This window comes from Variovorax sp. GW823-FHT02B07 (assembly GCF_058797695.1).
The window spans coordinates 505,651-527,248 of record NZ_JBXAJX010000004.1 but is presented as its reverse complement, the minus strand read 5'-3'; the positions used below and the strand labels follow the sequence as shown (position 1 = coordinate 527,248).

23 protein-coding genes are annotated in these 21,598 nt (G+C 55.1%); 2 read left to right on the top strand and 21 right to left on the bottom strand.

Annotation, left to right across the window (positions count from 1 at the left end; all coding sequences use genetic code 11):
* Positions 1–11 precede the first annotated feature (11 nt).
* The 13 genes from AC1RGU_RS23265 to AC1RGU_RS23205 all read right to left on the bottom strand — a co-directional run bounded on the left by AC1RGU_RS23265 (position 12) and on the right by AC1RGU_RS23205 (position 13,274).
* Positions 12–764, bottom strand: coding sequence for an AglZ/HisF2 family acetamidino modification protein (locus AC1RGU_RS23265; RefSeq protein WP_492697807.1), 753 nt, complete (start codon positions 762–764; stop codon positions 12–14).
* Between the two features lie 2 nt (positions 765–766).
* Positions 767–1,381, bottom strand: coding sequence for an imidazole glycerol phosphate synthase subunit HisH (gene hisH, locus AC1RGU_RS23260; protein ID WP_492697809.1), 615 nt, complete (start codon positions 1,379–1,381; stop codon positions 767–769).
* Positions 1,378–2,523, bottom strand: coding sequence for an N-acetyl sugar amidotransferase (locus AC1RGU_RS23255; RefSeq protein WP_492697810.1), 1,146 nt, complete (start codon positions 2,521–2,523; stop codon positions 1,378–1,380). The genes hisH and AC1RGU_RS23255 overlap by 4 nt, the downstream gene beginning before the upstream one ends.
* 45 nt (positions 2,524–2,568) lie before the next feature.
* Positions 2,569–3,708, bottom strand: coding sequence for a glycosyltransferase family 4 protein (locus AC1RGU_RS23250; protein ID WP_492697812.1), 1,140 nt, complete (start codon positions 3,706–3,708; stop codon positions 2,569–2,571).
* Positions 3,705–4,196, bottom strand: coding sequence for a CatB-related O-acetyltransferase (locus AC1RGU_RS23245; protein WP_492697814.1), 492 nt, complete (start codon positions 4,194–4,196; stop codon positions 3,705–3,707). The genes AC1RGU_RS23250 and AC1RGU_RS23245 overlap by 4 nt, the downstream gene beginning before the upstream one ends.
* A 362-nt stretch (positions 4,197–4,558) precedes the next feature.
* Positions 4,559–5,869 carry a lipopolysaccharide biosynthesis protein gene (locus AC1RGU_RS23240; protein WP_492697815.1) on the bottom strand — a complete coding sequence of 437 codons (1,311 nt, stop codon included), beginning with the start codon at positions 5,867–5,869 and terminating at the stop codon, positions 4,559–4,561.
* Entirely contained in the window at positions 5,866–6,495 is a 630-nt protein-coding gene (locus AC1RGU_RS23235; RefSeq protein ID WP_492740807.1) for a hypothetical protein, read from the bottom strand. The genes AC1RGU_RS23240 and AC1RGU_RS23235 overlap by 4 nt, the downstream gene beginning before the upstream one ends.
* Entirely contained in the window at positions 6,446–7,219 is a 774-nt protein-coding gene (locus AC1RGU_RS23230; RefSeq protein ID WP_492740806.1) for a hypothetical protein, read from the bottom strand. Before AC1RGU_RS23230 ends, AC1RGU_RS23235 begins: the two co-directional genes overlap by 50 nt.
* Before the next feature lie 211 nt (positions 7,220–7,430).
* Complete coding sequence (locus AC1RGU_RS23225; RefSeq protein WP_492697819.1) at positions 7,431–8,336, bottom strand: DapH/DapD/GlmU-related protein; 906 nt, start codon at positions 8,334–8,336, stop codon at positions 7,431–7,433.
* Between the two features lie 36 nt (positions 8,337–8,372).
* On the bottom strand, positions 8,373–9,668 hold the full coding sequence (locus tag AC1RGU_RS23220) for a nucleotide sugar dehydrogenase (RefSeq protein WP_492697820.1): 1,296 nt from the start codon (positions 9,666–9,668) through the stop codon (positions 8,373–8,375).
* Between the two features lie 6 nt (positions 9,669–9,674).
* A complete protein-coding gene (gene wecC, locus AC1RGU_RS23215) occupies positions 9,675–10,940 on the bottom strand; it encodes a UDP-N-acetyl-D-mannosamine dehydrogenase (protein ID WP_492697822.1) in 1,266 nt (421 codons plus the stop codon).
* 26 nt (positions 10,941–10,966) lie between these two features.
* Positions 10,967–12,094 carry a non-hydrolyzing UDP-N-acetylglucosamine 2-epimerase gene (gene wecB / locus AC1RGU_RS23210; protein ID WP_492697823.1) on the bottom strand — a complete coding sequence of 376 codons (1,128 nt, stop codon included), beginning with the start codon at positions 12,092–12,094 and terminating at the stop codon, positions 10,967–10,969.
* Between the two features lie 73 nt (positions 12,095–12,167).
* Positions 12,168–13,274 (bottom strand): polysaccharide biosynthesis/export family protein, encoded by a 1,107-nt coding sequence (locus AC1RGU_RS23205; protein WP_492698268.1) that lies wholly within the window; start codon positions 13,272–13,274, stop codon positions 12,168–12,170.
* A gap of 718 nt (positions 13,275–13,992) precedes the next feature.
* On the opposite strand from AC1RGU_RS23205, the gene mscL reads away from it, so the two are divergent.
* Positions 13,993–14,424: a large conductance mechanosensitive channel protein MscL gene (mscL, locus tag AC1RGU_RS23200; RefSeq protein WP_062473649.1), complete on the top strand. Its 432-nt coding sequence runs from the start codon at positions 13,993–13,995 to the stop codon at positions 14,422–14,424.
* A 22-nt stretch (positions 14,425–14,446) separates the two neighbouring features.
* Here mscL and pdxA read toward each other — a convergent pair whose 3' ends face one another.
* Genes pdxA through AC1RGU_RS23185 form a run of 3 tightly spaced genes read right to left on the bottom strand, consistent with a single transcriptional unit; the run spans position 14,447 to position 17,606 of the window.
* Positions 14,447–15,487, bottom strand: coding sequence for a 4-hydroxythreonine-4-phosphate dehydrogenase PdxA (gene pdxA, locus AC1RGU_RS23195; RefSeq protein WP_492697825.1), 1,041 nt, complete (start codon positions 15,485–15,487; stop codon positions 14,447–14,449).
* On the bottom strand, positions 15,484–16,257 hold the full coding sequence (locus AC1RGU_RS23190; protein WP_062473645.1) for a Nif3-like dinuclear metal center hexameric protein: 774 nt from the start codon (positions 16,255–16,257) through the stop codon (positions 15,484–15,486). The genes pdxA and AC1RGU_RS23190 overlap by 4 nt, the downstream gene beginning before the upstream one ends.
* Positions 16,254–17,606 (bottom strand): MFS transporter, encoded by a 1,353-nt coding sequence (locus AC1RGU_RS23185; RefSeq protein ID WP_492697827.1) that lies wholly within the window; start codon positions 17,604–17,606, stop codon positions 16,254–16,256. Before AC1RGU_RS23185 ends, AC1RGU_RS23190 begins: the two co-directional genes overlap by 4 nt.
* A gap of 291 nt (positions 17,607–17,897) precedes the next feature.
* Here AC1RGU_RS23185 and AC1RGU_RS23180 point away from each other — a divergent pair, with 291 nt between their 5' ends.
* Entirely contained in the window at positions 17,898–19,058 is a 1,161-nt protein-coding gene (locus AC1RGU_RS23180; protein WP_062473641.1) for a S1C family serine protease, read from the top strand.
* A gap of 100 nt (positions 19,059–19,158) precedes the next feature.
* Here the strand turns inward: AC1RGU_RS23180 and tatC are convergent, their stop codons facing one another.
* The 5 genes from tatC to AC1RGU_RS23155 all read right to left on the bottom strand — a co-directional run bounded on the left by tatC (position 19,159) and on the right by AC1RGU_RS23155 (position 21,581).
* Positions 19,159–19,974, bottom strand: coding sequence for a twin-arginine translocase subunit TatC (gene tatC, locus AC1RGU_RS23175; protein ID WP_095743773.1), 816 nt, complete (start codon positions 19,972–19,974; stop codon positions 19,159–19,161).
* Between the two features lie 73 nt (positions 19,975–20,047).
* Complete coding sequence (gene tatB / locus AC1RGU_RS23170) at positions 20,048–20,509, bottom strand: Sec-independent protein translocase protein TatB (RefSeq protein WP_062471652.1); 462 nt, start codon at positions 20,507–20,509, stop codon at positions 20,048–20,050.
* A 19-nt stretch (positions 20,510–20,528) separates the two neighbouring features.
* A complete protein-coding gene (tatA, locus tag AC1RGU_RS23165; protein WP_070059921.1) occupies positions 20,529–20,777 on the bottom strand; it encodes a Sec-independent protein translocase subunit TatA in 249 nt (82 codons plus the stop codon).
* A gap of 65 nt (positions 20,778–20,842) precedes the next feature.
* Entirely contained in the window at positions 20,843–21,202 is a 360-nt protein-coding gene (locus AC1RGU_RS23160) for a histidine triad nucleotide-binding protein (protein WP_070059922.1), read from the bottom strand.
* Positions 21,192–21,581 (bottom strand): DUF4870 family protein, encoded by a 390-nt coding sequence (locus AC1RGU_RS23155; RefSeq protein WP_056572726.1) that lies wholly within the window; start codon positions 21,579–21,581, stop codon positions 21,192–21,194. Before AC1RGU_RS23155 ends, AC1RGU_RS23160 begins: the two co-directional genes overlap by 11 nt.
* Between the last annotated feature and the right edge of the window lie 17 nt (positions 21,582–21,598).

The window sequence follows — 21,598 nt, the reverse complement described above, 5'->3', positions numbered from 1 at the left end:
TCACTCAATTCTCAGTTCAGGCGATCCGGTCGCATGTAGTTAATGAGCACCGCTCGATACGGCCCCTTGAAGACGAACAGGCTCCCTGCCGCCGCTCCAATCACTCCAACCTCGTTGATGAGTGTCTGCATATCTCCAACGCTTCCCGCTCCTCCCAACATCGTCAGCGGACAGGACACCTGCTGGCGTACTGCTCTAGCCAGCTCTAAGTCGTAGCCTTTCATCTCCCCGTCGCGATCAATAGAATTGATAACTATCTCACCCGCCCCCAATTCCACGGCTTTTTGACAAAATTCCATGAGATCGACTTTGACCTTTTCCTTACCATTGTGGCTATAGATGCTATAGCCAGAAAAAAGTCTGTTCTTTTTCACATCGAGAGTGACGACCACGCTCTGAGAACCAATAGTCTGGGCCATCTCGCGGATCAGCTGTGAGCGCTGCAAGGCCGCGGAGCTAATCGACACCTTCTCGAATCCAATGTTGATGATGCGCGATGCCATCTCCGCGCTATTCACGCCACCGCCGTAGCACATCGGCATGCGCGATTCCACGGCGACGCTTTTTAGCAGTGAAAAATTAGGCTCCCTCTTCTTTACAGAGGCGTCAATATCGAAGAGCGCCAACTCATCAACCTCTTTTTCATTAAATATCTTAACGGCATTCAATGGATCCCCGACGTATTTTGGCTCGCCAAACTGGCGGGTCTTCACCAACCCTCCGTTATGAAGCAATAAGCTTGGAATGATTCGAGAGCGAAGCATAATCAAATGGAAGCGAAGTTGCGAAAAACGGCCAAACCGTTATGATGACTTTTCTCCGGATGAAACTGCACACCGAAGATGTTTTCACGCGCCACCGCACAAGGGATTTCCGAGCCATAATTCACAGTGGCAAGAATCTCATTCCGGATTTCCGCATCGAAAAAATAATTATGGAGAAAATAAAATCCACTTTCAGCTTTAACGTTTTCGAATAGGGGGTGCTCTACCTTAGAGGCTAGCGAGTTCCATCCCATATGAGGCAATTTCAAAGCAGTGATAATTTTCGATGCGTCAATCTTGCGAACGCGTCCACGAATCCACCCGAGCCCTGCCCGCTCGCCCTCTTCGCTTGAGTCGGCCAAAATTTGCATACCAACACAAACTCCAAGAATATTTTTTCCCTTCTCCAACACCTGCTCATTCAGCATCGCCAACAGGCCCGATTCAGTAAGATTTTTCATCGTTGCATCAAAGGCCCCGACGCCAGGCAAGATGAGTCGATCGGCAGCACTTAACTCATCGACACTGCTGCTTACGAAATGAGCCACTTTTAACTGTTTATAGATGTTCGCAATGGCCCCCACATTGCCGGAACCATAATTAATGATTCCAATCATCGTTTCACCGATCTCTCAACACCTATAGCCTTCAAAATTTTCGCCCCAACATCAAAGAGCCATTCCTGATTTTTATAGTTCTTGTAAGTTTTCTTAGGCATCTCGTGATATTTTCTCAATTCTTGAATTGAAATTCCAAGTTTTGCCGCAATATACTCAAAATCCTCGTCAATCTTGGCTAGATCGTACGCAGGACTTTCGAGCTTCTTCAATGCCTCCTCGCGCGTCATTTGCCCTGTCAAAATGAGACTGGAGTATTGCACCCGACGAGTGTCATACCCAAACCGGGTCGGAAGCCAATAGCCCTCGTAGAAGCGCGTAAAACGAGACTCAAAGTGTTTTTGCGGGTAGGCTCTCCACCCGTACTCTCGCGTCAGCGTTTCGACTGCTTTCTCCTTTGTGTATGGAAGGTAGTTCAACGGTTTGATAACCTGCACTCGCTTGATATACCGCAGGTAAACCTTATGAAAAAGCACACTACTGAAGGGATACGTTTCTAATTTTCGGGAGCCAAATTTTCCATGGATATCCCGCAGCTGCGCCATGTCTGTCCCGTAGTACAGCCACTCTTTGGGGTTTCGAACGCATTCGGTTGATATATTCCCGCCATTCAATATGTATTTAATCCCTTGCTTATTTGCAAAGTGATACAAGGTTGCTATGAATGCGTGATCCTGAGGAATATCCAGGTGCGGCACCCCAGACTTAAAAAACGCCAACTGGAAATCTTTCATTTCTTCCCAATTTATTACCTCCGTGTACAGATCAAGGCCCAACTTGTCAACGATAACCTGAATGTTATTAACAGCAATATCCGTATTCCATCCCCCGTCAACGTGAAATACGAGGGGCCGCAATCCAAGTTCTTTTACAGCGAGATGAAGTAAATAAGAGCTATCGAGGCCACCGCTCATTCCCATGATGCAGTCGAATGGTCGCCCTTTTCCGTCCTTCTTTATTTCCTCCACATGGCGATGAAGGTCCGCATGCCCTCTTTCGTCGGTATGCCATCCCGGAAGAACGTTTGCTTTGAAGTCTTGACAATGATCACAGACCCCATCCGCATCAAATGTGATGACGCTATCACTCGTGTCCATTACACAGTTGCAACAGACTTGATATTTTTCTTTCAAAACACTCATAGTTCAACTCTCATTTTTGCAGCCATTTGCAGAAACCATATCGATTTAAATTAGAACGCGTCTAGCCAATACGCGGTAATCGAGCATCTCTTTGGCGATGGCAAAGGAGCGCTCCTTCATTTCCTCAAAATCAGAAAAAGGAAGTTCGTCAAAAATCCTTTCCAGATCTCGCTGCTCTTTTATCAACCATCCATTTTTTTTGAAATAAACAGAATGCGCCGGAACGTCATCAAGAATAATGGCACAGCGGCAACACAAACTATGTTGCATGGTTGCAGACTGCGTACCCGGCTGCAGATACACATCGGCAGCACACAAAAGATCTGTCAAATCTGACGGCGACTGCCATCCGACAAAATCAATCCGAGTGTCTTGAGAAATTAAGAGCCGCGCCTCTATTTCAATTTCCTTATCTATTGATCCGGCAATAAAGAGTCGCAATTTCTCATTTTTTACAGCCTGGAAAGCTCGCAGCGCCTCAATCAATTTTTTTCTGTGGTTCTGTTTTCCTGATTGAACCAACACGATTTCATCTGATTTCAGGCTCAATTTCTTTCGCGCCCTTCCCCTGCTGATGAAATACTCTGCGTCAGAAATTGGATACCCACCTAGGGGATAAAATTCCAGCATGCCTCGCGGAATTCCATATATCCGCTCCACAAACTCGATTGACTCGGTGGTCACGCAAAGAATTTTCTTTACCCAAGGCAATGCTCGATTTAGTATTGAACGATAGTAAATCCGATGCAGAACTTCCCGCGATATAAATGATCGAGCACTATTATTTGAATCTTCATGGCTATCGACGTAAAAAATAACCTCGGGGTTATCTTTTACATAGCGCGCAACAGTCAGCAACTCCCAACCGCACGCCCCGTGAAAAACAACGACGTCCGGTTTGAATTTTGCCAATCTCTTATATACACTCGGAAAAACTCGAAGCTTCGGTGCGATTTTTTTGGGGATGTACTTTGAATATGGCAATCGCACTACCCGTGCACCTTCTCCCCCTATGTATTCTGCCGGCTGCACATAAGTTAGCTTTCCTTCGGCGGTGTGACTTTCAGTCGACGTCAACACAAGAACATCATGACCTTGCGTCGTATGCTCACGTACCAGTTCATTTTCTTGATAACTTCGATCGTCAATATAGAAGCACGACAAGCATAGATGTGCGATTCTCATTTTTCTTCTAATTTCCTCAAAAAAACGTGAGGCTCGTTAAAATGCTGAGCCGCCAATCGAAGCTCTTCATCCCCATATGACCACCACTCAGATTCAAGAAGTTTTTCAATAACATCTTCGCTGAATCTCTTTCTTATTTCTTTAGCAGGGACTCCAGCGACGATCGAATATGGGGCAACATCATTCGTAACAACACTCCCCATTCCAATTACAGCACCGTCGCCGATAGTTACACCTGCGCGAATTTTTGCCTCATAGCCAATCCAAACATCGTTGCCGATCTTGGTTGTTGGCAAATTCATGTACTCGTGTCTTGAAAATTTTGCTTTTACGCTGTCTCTATGTGAAAGAAATACAGGACTCGTCGACACAAAATGAATGGGGTGCTGAGATCCGCCAATATAAGTGCGATCAGCAATGGAACAGAATGCACCAATTTCTGCATTCAAAATCGTGCAGTCGTACCCGCAAAACGAGTGGCGTGCCATGCTCGAGTTAATGATCTGACAACCCGATTCGGCGACCGAGGTTCGATGAATCGAGCTTCCTCTCACGGCACTCAATCTCGACTTTTTAATGATTCGAGACAAGAGATAGCTCAATGATTCAAGACCAACACTTAGCTTTCGCATAACTCGCATCTCTCAAAATCATTAAATGGCAAATAGAAAGATAAATTCCGCCTATTCACTGTGACTCGTACTGTTTCACAGACTATAAGATTCATAGTCAGATCACTCATCTCCCGAAATCAATTCAGCGCAGCAAGCCTGCCAACGCGAGGGGTCGCGGAATCCGCTTTAGGCACCATCTATTCAAACCGAATTTAGGATTCATCGGAAAAACTCAATCAACTCGAAAGCACGCAAGGCACATTGCATTTTTCTTCCTTCTTTCGAATTGTCTTCATCACAGACCCAACCACCAGCAAATAGCAAAGATAGTAAATTGCAAGTGCAACAGCAAAAAATTCGAAAATCTTCAGTGGACTAATCTGCGCCGCCAGATAGATTGCCCCTATTGTTAAAATAAATCCCCCCAACTGAAGGTAGAAGGCTTTTTTGTTGTTACTTGTTGCGTGCAATACCGTGGCAACAGGTGAAACCACAAATTGAAGCATCATGGCCGGCGTCAACCAAGCCACCATAAGGCCAGCTCGACGCCAATCCTCGCCAAAAATATGTGGGAAAATAAATGGCGAAGCTAGCGCAATGATGAGAAATGGTAAAGCACCCGTTTTGGCCAGGTTAAACATCACTGAACGAGTGAAGGAAAAAAGTTCACCTTTTTTTTCCCTCTCGCCCGACTCAGATAAATAGACCCGAGAGAGGCTACTTCCGAGCAACCCGATCGGGATACTGACTATCCGCTGAGCTAACAACAGATAACCGGCTTCACGAGGCGAAGCAAGTGCAGCAATAATCACGGTCGGAAGATTTACTGCGGCAGTATTTAAAAACGCTTCTGGAACAGAATACAGAGGGAATCGAGAGAATTTTAAAAAAACCTCTCTCAAACTCGAAGTTGAAATGCTTCTGAGCAGAACGAAATTTTTCCTAAAAAAACGAAACGCCAGACCAAAAACTCCGAAGCCGCCGTAGAGCATGTATCCCAACAAAAGGCCAAGTGAGCCTGGACTAAATACCCCCCAAATTAATTGCGTCGCGGAGCTAGCAACAGCACGAGTCAATTGAGTTCGAGCGACGGCCGGAAAATCTTTCTCGCGCACTGCCCAGAATTGAATGGCCGAATAAACAGATGCAAGCCAGACACCAAGCGGGATCAGCCACAAAAACTTTTCCATTTTTGGCTGCGCAAGAATACCGACAATAGGTTCGGGAAATAGGCACACCAGCAACATCAACACCACCGATATCAACGTGGCGGATATCGTGCCCAACGTAAGTAAGTTCAGAGCTTCGAATTCAGAAGTCGCAATCGGCGTGGCAAGATCGAATCGCAAGCAAGCTCCCACGGATAGCACCATGAGCAGGGACATATAGACGCCCAGCATCCCAAAATCCTCAGGGGAATAGAGACGCGTCAAGGCTGGCAAAACAAGCATCATTATGGCCTGCCCCAAAATGGTGCCAGAAGAGAGAATGAAAACATTCTTGAGAAATTTGCTTCCTCCCATTTGGAATATTTTTTTCAGCTTCATGACTTGCCCGAAATGTATATTGTGCGCGGCTTCGCCCTATCTTTTTCCTTCGATTTCCCATAAAGCCAAAGAACAACAATTCCAATCAAAATTCCGTGGCTAAGCAGTGCTGAGAAAAGATCACTATCCGCCCACGCTGTACGAATTGGAGTAATCAAAACCGCCGCAACCATATAAACGGGCAGGCCGCCCTTGATCAAGCCGTTCACGAAACGCAGGAAAAATCCAAGCGTTGTCGCGTAGAAAATCACCCCAAAAAACCCCGCTTGCGCGTAACCCGTCCCAACAATTCCCGCATTAAAAGCTAGAGATTTCCCTGGAACAAAATAATCCCCAAGATAATATGGAAGCAAACGCCCCGAATAGGGAGTGCTTATTAAACCGGAGAAGAAGCCATCTGACCAATATGACTTCTCAGCATTAGAGAAGAAATTTATCCAATCGAACGTCACGGAACTCGGAACAAAGAATGCACGCCTCACAACGATTGCAGCGGCGTCATCAAAGCCAAAGGACAGAGAAAAAACGAGAAATAGTCCAAGTGCAGCTCCGGCGATCAGATAAAGGCGCGATATTTCAAATTTCCCTTGATACAAAAGAAATATGAGATAAATCAAGATCGGCACAAATAGATGCACCCGGTGTTGCGTTACTGCAAAAAAAATATATCTGCATTCCTACAGAAAATATAATTAGTGCCTTCTTTTTTCTATGCAACCCGACCGCAAGCAAGAATGGATTAAGAACTTTTTCAGTCCATAGATTTATATACGCCATCAATCCGACATCTAATTGCCCGCCTGATAGCTCTCTATTTTCATAGATTTCCGCGAGATCGAAATTGATATTCGCGACGGCCCCGGACAGCACTGACCATATTAAAAAAACAAAAATGAAGAAGAAGGAGATATACAACGCCTTTTTTTCACCATTTCTTGCAATTGGGACAGCTAATCGCGGACGGTATATATTGGCACTCAGATGCGCGCTAAACAACGCAATAAGTGCAACAAGTGGCGCTAGGGCATTTTTTTCAGAATTCAACCCATACATCGACGTCATCGGAATGTATAGAAACGCCAAAGCAGAAAAAAAGAAAAGCCCGCTGAAATTTTTCTTCCCTTTGGGAACGAAGGAGACGGCCGCTATCAGAAAAGCGTATGAGCCAAGATATTGAATGAAATCAAATCTCAACTCCATCGGGGTTAAAAAGTGATCTGAGAATGCAGCATTAAGATAGTAGACGTAGCACGCATCCAAAACCAAGCGAAAAAAAACCGCCGCTCCAACATATGAAACCCAAGGATTGGCCGCAGCATTCGAAGGGCTTATAATTTTTCTTTCCGCCATATAAACCAAAAAATATTAACCGATATCTTCTGACGATCAATTGAGAGAGCAGCGAAAACAAATCCAAAGGCTCAAGCACTAAGATTCAGATGCCTGCTCCTATTGATCATTTTTAAAAAAATAGGCCTCGACTCGTATTGGATGATTTCAATTTTGCCAAAAAAAATCTACGCCCAAAGAATTTTAAAGGGCGATAACCCTATTTCTCAATTCATTTTGAGCGTACGCTTTTAACGAATTCAATCCAATCCTCATGGTCGACGGCGAAATTTCCCGTGACCCTTGTGTTTGCAGGCACGTCCTTTGTGACAACGGAACCTATCGAGATTTTTGAGTCTTTGCCAACTCGAATTCTGCTGGTAACTGTTGCACTAGGGCCAACAAAAACATTTTCGCTGAGCATTACATGCCCCATCAATCTGGCACCCGCGCAAATAATTGAAGATTGCCCAATTTGCGCGCCATGCCCGACATAGGAAAGAGCATCTATTTTTGTATTTTTTCCAACGACCGTAGGCCTGTAACTAAACCCCTTACTTATGCAAACATTTGATCCGATCTCAACGCCGTCCTCGACGATCAAAATTCCATCGTGTTTGGGACTTAAGATTCCACCAACGTGGCGTTGATGTTGAAAGGTATCCAGGCCTAAAACGGCCCCAGATCGAATGATTACATCATCTCCAATCTCAACACCCGGGTGAATAACTACATTCGACTCTATTACGCAACGCTTTCCAATAAAAACGCCATTTTCCGAAATAGAGTTTCTAGAGACGTCGTATTCACTATTAATCAGGCTCGAGTAATTTTTAAAGACACTCTTCGCGCGGAAATCAAGTAGAGAAAAGAATGCAAAATTTGGATCATCGCATTCAATCTTAAATACTCTCTCAGAAATCAAAGGTGCGTGATTTTTTTTGCAGAAAACGCCTTCGATGCATCGATTTTTATTAAGTACCTCGATGAATTTTTCATCTTTGATGTACGAAATCAGTCTTTTAGAATGCGTCGAGTGAACATCTCCAATCCCGTGGAATTCTGGAAAAGAAATAGGCCTTCCAAGCAATGTCGAAATATCAGTATCCCTTACCATCTGATGGACGATATCGGCCAAACCACTCTTGGATGTCATATTTGATTACACGAATTTCTACAGGCGAAACACCTCAAACCCGCTATTCTCTGCCTCACTCTTGTTAAAAAGACTTTTCACATCTACAAGTATCGGAGCATCACCTCTACAGAAGGCGCGAAGTTCTTCAATACTAAAACTCCGGTACTCACTATGACCTACGGCAACAACTAGCACATCAACAGGACTGTCTCTTCCAATTTCGTTTAATTTAATCCCATGCTCTCGAATTAACTCATCAGGATCAGCCCAAGAATCCGCCACAACGACATTCACACCCCACAATTCGAACTCTCGAACCATGTCGACTACTTTGCTGTTCCGAATGTCTGGACAGTTTTCTTTAAACGTAATTCCAAGCACACCAATTCGACATTGCGGCACATTCAAACCATTTTTTAGCATGAGTTTGATCGTATTGCGCGCAACATAGCGGGCCATGTTGTCGTTTATACGCCGCCCAGCAAGAATGACTTGCGGGTGATAGCCGACTTCCTCGGCCTTATGAGTTAGATAGTAAGGATCTACCCCGATACAATGCCCCCCTACCAGCCCTGGTCGAAATGGCAAGAAGTTCCACTTACTGCCGGCCGCCTCAAGCACTTCTAATGTATCTATTCCAAGCCGCGCGAAAATAACTGAAAGTTCGTTCACAAAGGCGATATTTAAATCTCTCTGCGTGTTTTCGATAACTTTCGCCGCTTCCGCCACCTTCAAGCTGCTTGCCTTGTGAGTACCCGCGGAAATAATCGAAGAATACAAAGCGTCTACCGCGTCAGCGACTGCCGGGGTGCTGCCGCTAGTGATTTTCTTTATTGTCGTCAGCGTGTTAACTTTATCGCCTGGGTTAATGCGCTCAGGACTGTACCCACAAAAGAAATCAACGTTGAATTTTTTTCCGCTGAATTTCTCCAGTACAGGAACGCAAATTTCTTCGGTCGCTCCAGGATAAACAGTAGATTCGTAAATGATCAATGCGCCGTTGGAAATCGCTTTCCCTACTGTCTCACTAGCCTTAATCAGCGGCATCATGTTTGGCCGGCTAACATTGTCGACCGGCGTGGGCACAGTTACAATAAATACTTGACAAGCCTTGAGCTCCTCCGGATCAGATGAATATTGTAAATATTGCGCAGCCTGCAAATTCTCTACACTAACCTCCAACGTGCTGTCTCTTCCTGATTTAAGATCTGAAACTCTTGCTGAGTTAATATCAAATCCCACCACTTTTCTTTTTTTCCCGAACTCCACGGCCAAAGGAAGGCCGACATAACCAAGTCCAATAACGGCGATGTTGGAATTTTCAATATTCATAATCTATTAACGCCAGATGCCACGGGTATCAATAACAATTTTCTCGCCGATAGAATCGGGCGAGATCGATTTAAACTCTTTGTGATCTACTAGAAGCAAGAGAATATCCGCGCACTCTCGAGCTTCATCAAATGATTTCAACGTAAAAATATCAACCGGATGAGCTGGAAGTTTTTCAATGTTGGGCTCCACCACCCAAACTGAACCTGTATGCTCTTCTGCGATCTTCTTGGCGATGGCGTACGCAGGACTCTCTCGGAGGTCGTCAATGTCGGCCTTGAACGTTATTCCAAAGCACGCAACGACAACGTTCTTTGATTCTTTTTTCGGATTTTCTTTTAGATAGCCGGCAATCGCCAGCCGAACCTTATTTATCACCCACTCGGGTTTTTCGTCGTTTACCTCTCTGGCAGTACGAATGAGGCGAGCCTCTTTTGGGGCTGCACTGACAATAAACCACGGATCCACAGCAATACAGTGGCCACCAACACCGGGACCTGGCTGCAAGATGTTGACGCGAGGGTGACGATTCGCGAGCTTGATAAGCTCCCAGACATTAATTCCTTGCTGGTCGCAAATAATCGATAGTTCATTTGCGAAAGCGATATTGACATCCCGAAAACTGTTCTCCGTTAACTTGCACATTTCGGCAGTTCGCGCGTTAGTGATAACGCACTCCCCTTGCACGAAGATTTTGTAGAGAGCAGCCGCAGCTGCGGAGCATCGATTCGTCATGCCACCGATGACACGATCGTTTTGCACCAATTCACGCAAGACGTGCCCAGGCAGCACCCGCTCCGGGCAGTGAGCAATCCGAATGTCAGATCCTTCACCGTGCGTTTGGGGAAAGCTCAGATCTGGCCTTGCTTCGGCCAGCCAAGCCGCCATCTGCTCTGTAGTACCGACCGGGGAAGTGGACTCTAGAATCACCAAATCGCCCTTCTTCAGGACGACTGCAATAGATCTGCTGGCCTTTTCAATGTAGCTTAGATCAGGCTGATGCTCCTCCTTGAAGGGTGTGGGCACCGCAATAAGAAATGCATCGGCGGGCTCGGGGCAGTTCGACGCTCGTAAATACCCTTCGGTCACCGCTGCATGCACGACCATATCCAAATCTGGTTCGACAATGTGAATCTTTCCCTGATTGATGGTGTCTACCGTCTTTTGATTCACATCCACGCCCACAACGCTGAGTTTTCTTGATGCAAATACCGCAGCAGTGGGCAACCCGATGTAGCCAAGACCAATAACGGAAACGGTTTTGAAGTTCATGCACTGATCAAAATAAGAAGGAAAATTTATTCAGCAAGCAAAGCTTGCGTTATGCGTTGGCAGGCTTGGCCATCGCCGTAGGGGTTGTGCGCAAAAGCCATGGCTTCGTAGGCCTTAGCGTTGGTCAAAAGGATATGGGCCTGCTCGACTATGCGATCTACATCCGTACCTACAAGCTTGACGGTCCCCGCAGCTACGGCTTCGGGTCGCTCGGTTGTGTCGCGCATCACAAGAACGGGTTTGCCGAGAGACGGCGCTTCTTCCTGAATGCCACCCGAATCCGTCAAGATAAGAGTGGCGCGGTCCATCAGATAGACGAAGGGGAGGTAATCCAAAGGCTCAATCAGGTGTACGTTGCTTATCTTGGCCAGCAGGCGATTCACGGGCTCCTGCACCTGCGGATTAAGGTGGACTGGATAGATCACCTCAACATCTTGATGATCTTGAGCGATACGGGCCAACGCTTGGCAGATTCGCTCAAAGCCTCCACCGAAGTTTTCCCGTCGATGACCGGTGACAAGCACAACGCGCTTTGAAGGATTGATGAAATCAAAGGCCTGTCTAAACTCGTTTTGCAGAGCGACATCGCCCCTAATTTTTTCGCGGACTTGCAACAGTGCATCGATGACGGTGTTTCCAGTCACGTGCACATGGGCAGGCGCTACGCCTTCCACCAAGAGGTTGTCACGCGAAGTTTGGGTGGGGGCAAAGTGCCAGCGCGCCAGTACGCTCGTAAGCTTGCGGTTGGCCTCTTCCGGCCATGGCGAATAGAGGTTCCCCGTACGCAGACCCGCCTCCACATGACCCACGCCGACACGCTGGTAGAACGCAGCAAGCGATGCTGCAAACGTGGTGGATGTATCGCCATGAACCAGCATCACGTCGGGCCGGGAATCATTCAACACGTCCTTCAGGCCTCGCAATACGCCGCTTGTGATATCGGTCAAGTCTTGGCCGGGCTTCATGAGGTTGAGATCAAAGTCGGGCGTGATGTCAAACAATTTCAATACTTGATCAAGCATCTGGCGATGCTGAGCAGTGACGCACACCTTGGCGTCGAATGCGGGATGAGCCTGGAGGTATTTGACCAACGGCGCCATCTTTATGGCTTCAGGCCGTGTGCCGAACACGAGCAGAATTTTTTGGGCATGCATGGCGTGTGAGCGCGAGGTGCGCCGTGTTGGGTCAGAGGAAAAATGGTCTGACCGTCGTCAGCCCTTGAAAGAATCAGCGATGCCTGACGTAAACCTCGCTCGCGTTGTTGACCACGGACGCAGACGGCAGGATCAAGCTAACCACCCGGTTCCACTTAACCAGCGGCACCGGGTCGACGTAGACGACGTCATGCGACTGCAACCGGAACTGGCTTGCCAGCGCCAACGTTGCCGGATTCTTGGCGTTCAAGTGGAAGATGGCTGGTGCGCCGGTCGCACCTTGGCGAATCACGTAGATCTGGCCGGCGTTGGAAGTGGTCGTCATGGGACCGCCTGCCTCGCCCAAGGCTTCGCTCAAGCTCAAGCGGCCGTTGCTGCGCATGGACAGGGCGACAGGCGCCATGATTTCACCCATCACGAAGACCTTGGAGTCCTCCCGGTGCGCCACACGGACGGTGTCACCGTTCTTCAGGGGGATGTTGCTCCCGTCGTAGCCAGCCTCGCGCAACCGGGTCATATCGATTGGGACCGAACGTCCGTCGCGAATGAGAGTCAGCGCCGAGCGATTGGCATCTGCCGTCATGCCTCCAGCGCGGTTAATCGCCTCGTTCAACGTCATGGGCAGGTCAGTGAATATCTGCGACCCCGGGTTACGCACTTCACCCTCCACATAAGCGCGGCGGCTTCGGAAGGACTGAATACGCACCGTCACTTGCGGATCGCGAACGTGCGGCCGCAGCAACTTGCCGATCAGGTCGGACGCATCGCCTTCGCTCAGGCCTGCTACGCGCACACGGCCGATGTAGGGAAAGGCGATCTCACCGTCGGCGTCAACGATGAAGCCTGGTGCCACCTGCACGCCAGTAGGGTCGGCCGACTGAGAAATGACCGCACCCGCATTGGGCAAAAGCTCGGGGTGGTCATACACGATCACGCCCACGACATCGCCCGACCCGATCGTGTAGCGAGCCCCCTTGCCAAACAACGCCTGCACATCAGGCGGCACGCCCTTCGGCGACACCTCCGCCAACGTACGCACCAGCGCCAGTGAGATGGGGGTGATTTCGCCCTCAGGCGCTTCGTCGGGAAGGTAACGGAACTGGGACGGCAACTCACCGCCTGCTTCGTAAGGCTCCACCGATCCCATGCCGGGCACCACGGCACAGCCCTGGAGCAACATCGCGCCGGCAAGCGCTACCCACGCAAGGGCTTTCGCATCTCTTCTCAATTCAGGTCCCTTGAAAGTCAGTCAGTCGTATCAACAACAACGAAGCGGCGAAAGAACAATGCCCGGAGGCATGCGAGGCTCGCACATCCGTTCTGTTGTATCGCGCTTCTTTTTCAAACACTTGTGATCGCCACCACTACGCGGCACCATTTATGTAAAAATTTGAACAGCTATAGTCGCGCTGAAACTGGCAAATTCAGGCAACAAAGGTGCAGAATTCATCGCGGGGTCACGCAAGAATCTGGCGCACCCAGGGTGAATGCGCTCTGACAGACAGAAGTCTTGAAGGTCGATTTCGCGCGGCCGCTCCCCACTGCTCCCCTCTCATCGTACCAGTGCAGTGCACTGTCAATGGGGCTTTGCCTGCGTTCCAGGATGCTTCCGGAATGCCCGCACTGCGCCGTTTTGCCTTCTTTTCGAGAGCAAAACACGACGTATCCGACCGGTTCTACCCATCCCGCGAAATTGGAAACAAGACGTTCCAAAGCGCAGTCGGCAAGGTTTAGCTACGGAGACTGGGTACCCTCCGTCCGTTCCAGGCAAGAGCCGCCAGCGGTCATGCCTCAGTTGCAGTCCAGCATCACCCGCCGCGCCGCCGTCTTGCCCTCCCGCTTCCGCAGGCATACTGGCACCCCTTTCAACAGCAGGTCTTCAGCACCCTTTCTGAATCATGAGCATCCTCAGCGAATTCAAGGAGTTTGCCGTCAAGGGCAACGTCATCGACCTCGCCGTCGGCGTGATCATCGGGGCGGCGTTCGGCAAGATCGTCGACTCGCTCGTGGCCGACATCATCATGCCGCTCGTGGGCATGGTGTTCGGGAAGCTCGACTTCTCGAACCTCTACGTGATCCTGGGCACGGTGCCGCCGGGCGTGACGAACACGCTGGCGGAGCTGAAGAAGGCCGGCGTGCCGGTGCTGGCGTATGGCAACTTCATCACGATTGCTGTCAATTTCGTGATCCTCGCCTTCATCATCTTCATCATGGTCAAGCAGATCAACAAGCTGCGCAAGACCGAAGAGGCCGCCCCGGCAGCGCCGGCGGCCACGCCGGAAGACATCACGCTGCTGCGCGAAATCCGCGACAGCCTGAAGCGCCCCTGAGCTTTTCTTACTGGCCGCGCGCTCAGGCGCCGGCCAGCGTTCGCGCCATGCGCAACGCCTCGACGAGGCTCGAGGCATCAGCCACACCCTGGCCCGCAATGTCGAACGCCGTGCCGTGATCCGGGCTGGTGCGCACCAGCGGCAGCCCGAGCGTCACGTTCACACCCTCCTCCACCCCGAGGTACTTGACCGGGATCAGGCCCTGGTCGTGGTACATCGCGATCACCACGTCGAACTCACCGCTGGACGGCACGCCGGCCTTGGCGCGCGCGCGCATGAAGACGGTGTCGGGCGCATGGGGCCCGTGGGCGTCGATGCCCTCGGCGCGTGCGGCCTCGATGGCCGGCGCGATGATGGTGCGCTCTTCCGAACCGAACAGGCCGCCCTCGCCCGCGTGCGGGTTGAGCCCGGCCACGCCGATGCGCGGCGGCCGGCCGAGGGCGTGGGTCAAGGCGCGATGGGTGATGCGCAGCGTGTCCAGCACACCGTCGAAGCGCACGGCCTCGATGGCGTCGCGCAGCGACATGTGGATGCTCACGAGCACGGTGCGCAACTCGTCGTTGGCCAGCATCATGCGCACGGGCACGTCGGCCACGGTGCGGCCCAGGTGGGCGGCGGCCTCGGCCTGCAGGAGCTCGGTGTGGCCGGGGTACGGAAAGCCGGCCGCGGCCAGCGCCTCCTTGTGCAGCGGTGCGGTGACGAGGGCCGAGATCTCGCCGCGCAACGCGGCACGCGCGGCCCACACCACGCAGTCGCCAGCGGCGCGCCCGGCCTCGGCGCTGATGCGCCCCTGCACGATGCCTTTCGGCGGCGCGATCACCTGCAGCACCGGGATGCACCCCGGCGGCACGGCAACAGCTTCAGCGACGCTGGCGATCTCCACGACCGGCCACCCCAGCCGCCCCGGCGCCGCGAGCGCCTGCGAGGCTTTTCGCAGCGTGCCGACGTCGCCGGCCACGAACACACCGCGCACGGCATCGGGCGCGTCGCGGAAGGCCTTGGCAATGATCTCGGGGCCGATGCCGGCCGGGTCGCCGAGCGTGATCGCGATCGGCGCCTTCATGCGGGGTTGTCGATGTCGATGAATTCGTGCTTCAGCCCGAGCTGCGCCGCCACATGGGCCGCCACAGCCTGCGCGCCGTAGCGCTCGGTGGCGTGGTGGCCGCAGGCCAGGAAGGCCACGCCCAGCTCGCGGGCGTAGTGCGCCTGCGGCTCGGAAATCTCGCCGGTGATGAAAGCATCGGCGCCGGCCGCAATGGCGGCCTCGAAGTAGCCCTGGGCGCCGCCCGTGCACCACGCGATGTTCTTGATCGGGCGGTGGGCCGTGTCGACCAGCGTGACGGGCCGCTTCAGCACCTTCTCGACATGGGTCGCCAGGGCTTTCGCGCTGGCGAAGTTTTCGCCGTTCTCGCGCGCGCCCAGGAAGCCCAGTTCCTGCTCGCCGAAGCGCCCAGCCGACCCCGGGTGCGCCACGAGCCCCAACTGCAGACCGAGTTGCGCGTTGTTACCCAGCTCGGGGTGCGCGTCGAGCGGCAGGTGGTAGGCGAACAGGTTGACGTCGTCGCCCAGCAGCAGGCCCAGGCGCTGCTTCATCCAGCCGGTGACGCAGCCGTCCTGGCCGCGCCAGAACAGGCCGTGGTGAACGAAGATGGCATCGGCCTCGGCGTGGATCGCGGCCTCGATCAGCGCGCGGCTGGCGGTCACGCCCGAGACGATCTTGCGGACCACGGTGCGCCCTTCGACCTGCAGGCCGTTGGGTCCGTAATCCTTGAAGCGCCCGGGGGCCAGCAGCAGGTCGAATGCGTGAAGCAGTTCGTGGCGTGTGGTGCTCATCGCGACATTGTCGCGCTCCCCGCGGCCGGCGCGCCATCGCGCATCGGGTGGCCGCGTGCGGCCAGGGGCCACAGGGCCAGAAGGAAGCCCAGCGCCGCCAGCGCGGCGACGTAGTGGGCCGGCGCCATGGTGTCGTGCTGCAGCCAGAGCGTGAGGATCACCGGCGTCAGGCCGCCGAAGACGGCATAAGACATGTTGTAGGCGAACGAAAGCCCCGTGAAGCGCACCGGCGCCGGAAAGGCGCGCACGCCCGCGATCGGCACCGTGGCGATGGTGCCCACGAAGAGGCCCACCAGCCCGTAGTGCCAGAACAGCGTGGCCGGCGTGCCGGGCAGCCCGGTGTAGAACAGGTAGGCGGTGGCAAAGAGGCCGCCCCAGCCGATGAGCATCACGGCGCGCGTGCCGATGCGGTCGCTGGCCCAGCCGACGATCACGCAGCCGATGGTCAGGGTCAGCGTGGCGAGCGCGTTGGCCTCGAGCGCCAGCGCCGCCGGAATGTGGTGCACCTTCTGCAGGTAGGTGGGCGTGTACAGCACCACCACGACGATGGCGGCCGACAGCACCCAGGTCTGCAGCCCCACGTACACGCTCGCCAGGCGGTGCTCGCGCAGCACGGTGCGCAGCGGCAGCTCGCGGGCGACCGTCTTGCGACCGGCCAGTTCCTTGAAGACCGGCGTCTCGTGCAGGAAGCGGCGCAGGTAGACCGAGAACAGCCCGAACACACCGCCCAGGATGAAGGGAATGCGCCAGGCGAAGTCGTTCACCTGCTCCGGCGAGTAATGGCGGTTGATGGCCACGGCCACCAGCGAGCCCAGCAGGATGCCGCCGGTGATGCCCGAGGTCAGCGTGCCGATGCCGAAGCCGTAGCGCTTCGCCGGCACGTGCTCGCCCACGAACACCCAGGCGCCGGGCATCTCGCCGCCGATGGCCGCGCCCTGCAGCACGCGCATGGCCAGCAGCAGCAGGGGCGCCGCGACGCCGATGCTGGCGTAGGTGGGCAAGAGGCCGATCACCAGCGTGGGCGCCGCCATCAGGAAAATCGACAGCGTGAACATGCGCTTGCGCCCCAACAGGTCGCCGAAGTGCGCAATGACGATGCCGCCCACGGGCCGCGCGAGGTAGCCCGCCGCGAAGATGCCGAAGGTCTGCAACTGGCGCAGCCAGTCGGGCATGTCGGCGGGGAAGAACAGCGCGCCCAGCACGGTCGCGAAGAAGACGTAGATGACGAAGTCGTAGAACTCGAGCGTGCCGCCGAGGGCGGACAGGGCCAGGGTCTTGTAGTCGCGCGCATCGAGCGTGCGCGCCGGAGCGGGCGTGGCGCCGTCCGTGTAGATAGCTTCTGAGGTCATGGCAGCAGGGGTATCGTGGCCGCTCGCCTGCCTTGAACCGGATAGGGGCAGAGCGTGGCACGCCGACGAAGGGATCGCCTGGCCGCATCCGCCGGGTGGGCGGCGCGGAAGGCCTGAGGGGGCGATCCGGGTCGGATCGCCTGCCGATACTAAGGGTTAGCCCGTATTCACGTCCCGAAGGCCGCGCAATCTCGACCCTGCCGCGCGGTCTATGGCGCCAGGCCGGTTGAGGGACAATTGCAACCGGCGCCGTCTTTCAGCGCTTTTCCAACGCTCTTTCTTCAAGCTTTCATGAAACGCACCTGGCTGCTCTTTGCCCAAGCCGTGACCGTCCTGCTGGCGGCCTATTTCGTCGTCGCGACGCTCAAGCCCGAGTGGATCCACAAGCGCTCGACCTCGCTGGGCGGCGTGGTGTCGATCGTGGAAGCGCCCAGTGGCGCGCCGGCCGTGCCCGCCGCGGGCAGCCTGAGCGCGGCGGCCAAGAAGGCCTCGCCGGCGGTCGTGAGCATCAACACCAGCAAGGCCGCGCAGCGCCACCCACGCAGCAACGACCCCTGGTTCCGCTTCTTCTTCGGCGACCAGGCCGACCAGCCCCAGGTGGGCCTGGGCAGCGGCGTGATCGTGAGCACCGACGGCTACATCCTCACCAACAACCACGTGGTCGAGGGCGCCGACGAAATCGAGGTCACCCTGAACGACAGCCGCCACGCGCGCGGCAAGGTGATCGGCACCGACCCCGACACCGACCTGGCCGTGCTCAAGATCGAGCTCGACAAGCTGCCGGTGATCGTGCTGGGCAACTCCGACGAGCTGCTGGTGGGCGACCAGGTGCTGGCCATCGGCAACCCCTTCGGCGTGGGCCAGACCGTGACCAGCGGCATCGTCTCGGCGCTGGGCCGCAACCAGCTGGGCATCAACCAGTTCGAAAACTTCATCCAGACCGACGCGGCCATCAACCCCGGCAACTCGGGCGGCGCGCTGATCGATGTCAACGGCAACCTGCAGGGCATCAACACGGCCATCTACTCGCGCTCGGGCGGCAGCATGGGCATCGGCTTCGCCATTCCGGTGTCTATGGCCAAGATCGTGCTCGAGGGCATCGTGAAGGAAGGCCAGGTGCGCCGCGGCTGGATCGGCGTCGAGCCGAGCGACCTGTCGCCCGAACTGGCCGAGACCTTCGGCGTGAAGGCCGACGCGGGCGTGATCATCACGGGCGTGCTGCAGAACGGCCCCGCTGCCAAGGCCGGCATCCGCCCGGGCGACGTGATCACCTCGGTGGGTGAGAAGAAGACCGACAGCGTGCAGGCCCTGCTGACCGCCGTCGCCGGCCTCAAGCCAGGCGACACCGCACGCTTCGCCCTGCAGCGCGGCACCGACAAGATGGAATTGGACGTGACACCGGGGCTGCGACCGAAGAGTCCGATCCGGCAGCAGTTGCCCAACAACGAGTAGGCGGGAAACGACAGCGGCTCCGGCCGCAGATCGGACAGCAACAAAAAAGCGGCCCGAGGGCCGCTTTTGTTTTGGGGCAGGAGCCGATCGATCCGGGGGATCAGGAACTGCCGGAAGACCCCGAACCCGCGCCCTCTTCTTCACCCTCGGGCGCCTTGCCCGTTCCTGCGAAGTAGCGTGCCCCGATGATGCCTACCTCGTACAGCAGGCACATCGGCACCGCCAGCGCCAGCTGCGAGACCACGTCGGGCGGCGTGAGCACCGCGGCCACCACGAAGGCGATCACGATGAAGTAGCCGCGGAACGAGCGCAGCTTCTCGATGGTGACCATCTCGAAGCGCACCAGCAGCATCACCACGATCGGCACCTGGAAGGCGACGCCGAAGGCGATGTACAGCGACAGGATGGCCTCCACGTACGACGAGATGTCGGGCGTGGCCGCCACCGCCGCAGGCGTGAACTTCTGGATGAAGCCGAACATCTTGTCCAGCACGAACAGCTGCACGAAGGCGATGCCGCCGTAGGCCAGCACGCTGCCGAAGAAGATCAGCGGCAGCGCAAAGCGCTTCTCGTGGCTGTACAGGCCCGGCGCGACGAACATCCAGGCCTGGTACATGAGCCAGGGCAGCGCCAGCAGCACGGCCGCCATCATCAGCACCTTGAGCGGCACGAAGAACGGCGAGAACACGCCGATGGCGATCAGCTTGGCGTCCGGCGGCATGTGCGCGCGGATCGGCATGGCGATGATGTCCATGAGCCCGCTCGGGCCGGGCCAGATCGCCAGCAGGATGCCCGCGACCACGAGGCCGTAGACGCAGTACAGCAGCCGGTCCCGAAGCTCGACCAGGTGCTGCACGAACGGCTGCTCGGTGCCCGCCAGCTCGTCTTCTTTGTTCTTGTTGTCGGAATCGGCCATGGGAGAGGAGAAAGCGTGGGAGAAGACACAGGCGCACGGGGCGCCCGGGAACGCCGCGGGGCGTGCGCGTGCGTCAGTTGATCTTGTGGGGGCGGAAGCGGGCGACCCGCGCCGCGCCCGACAGCGCCTTGGTTCGCACGCCGTTGCGCGCCTTGTACCAGTTCGGCGTGGCGCCCTGCTTCAGGCGCCAGTTCTTGCGGGGGTGCCTGTATTCGGGCACCGCCTGCTCGGGCTCGGCCAGTGCCGACAGGGTGTCGCCGGACGCGCCGGAAAACTGCTTCTCGAACTCGCTGGCGCCGGTGTGGATGCTGTGCTCCACGTCGCGCGCCGCGTCCTCGACCGTGGTCTTCATCTTGCGGAGCTCGTCGAGCTCCATCGAACGGTTGACTTCGGCCTTGACGTCGTTCACGTAGCGCTGCGCCTTGCCGAGCAGGGCGCCCACCGTGCGTGCAACGCGCGGCAGCTTCTCCGGCCCGATCACGATCAGCGCCACGACGCCGATGAGCGCCAGCTTCTCAATGCCGAGGTCGATCACGGATGTGTGCCTGCGGTGCTCAGGACTTCTGGCGCGCTTCGACGTCGATCGTCGACTTGTCGCTGTTGGCCGGCTGGCCGGTCACTTGCTGCGTGGGGGCCGGTGCAGCGGAGGCATCAGGGGAGGCCGAGCCGTCCTTCATGCCGTCCTTGAAACCCTTGACGGCGCCACCGAGATCCGAACCCATGTTCCGCAGCTTCTTGGTGCCGAAGATCATGACCACGACGAGCAGCACGATCAGCCAGTGCCAGATGGAAAAAGAACCCATGGAGAACTCCTAAGAATGTGTCCGATTTTAGTCGGGGGGAATGTGACAGTTTGGCTTAACCCTGCTCAGCCGCGAAGCCAGGGGCGGGGGCCGCCCATGACGTGCACATGGAGATGGTGAACCTCCTGCCCGCCCTCGGCGCCGGTGTTCACGACGACCCGGTAGCCACCGTCCGGATAGGGCCTGCAGCCCTGCTCCAGCGCCAGCTGGGGGGCCAGCGTCATGATCTTGCCCATGAGCGCCGAATCCTCGGGCGTGAGCTGCGCCATCGAGGCGATGTGTTTCTTGGGCACGAGCATGAAATGCACCGGCGCCCAGGGCGAGATGTCATGGAAACCGAACAGGTCGTCGTCTTCGTAGACCTTGCGCGAGGGGATCTTGCCTTCGATGATTTTGCAGAAGACGCAGTTCGGATCAGATGACATCTTTGGGTTCCATGGGACGGCCGTCGTTCATCCGGATCATGCCCTTCACGATCCGGTAGAGGAACCACAGCGAAATCAGGCTCCAGGCGATCCAGCCCGGCACGAACAGCAGCAGCCAGAGCCACGAGGTGACGATGTACAGCAGGCCGGCCCACAGCACCGAGCGGATGCGCCAGCTGAAGTGCGAGGCCTGCCAGGTGCCGGCCGCGTCGTCGCGCTTCACGAAATCGATCAGGAGGGCGATGAGCAGCAGCAGCACGGAGGCCTGCGCGCCCGGCACGACCGCGCCGATGGCCACGATCAGGTGCAGCACGTAGCTGACCCAGCCCCAGGTCTTGAGGGAGTCGTCAGGTTCCACGTTCACGATGTCATTGGCCATGGTCGATGCCCTTTCAA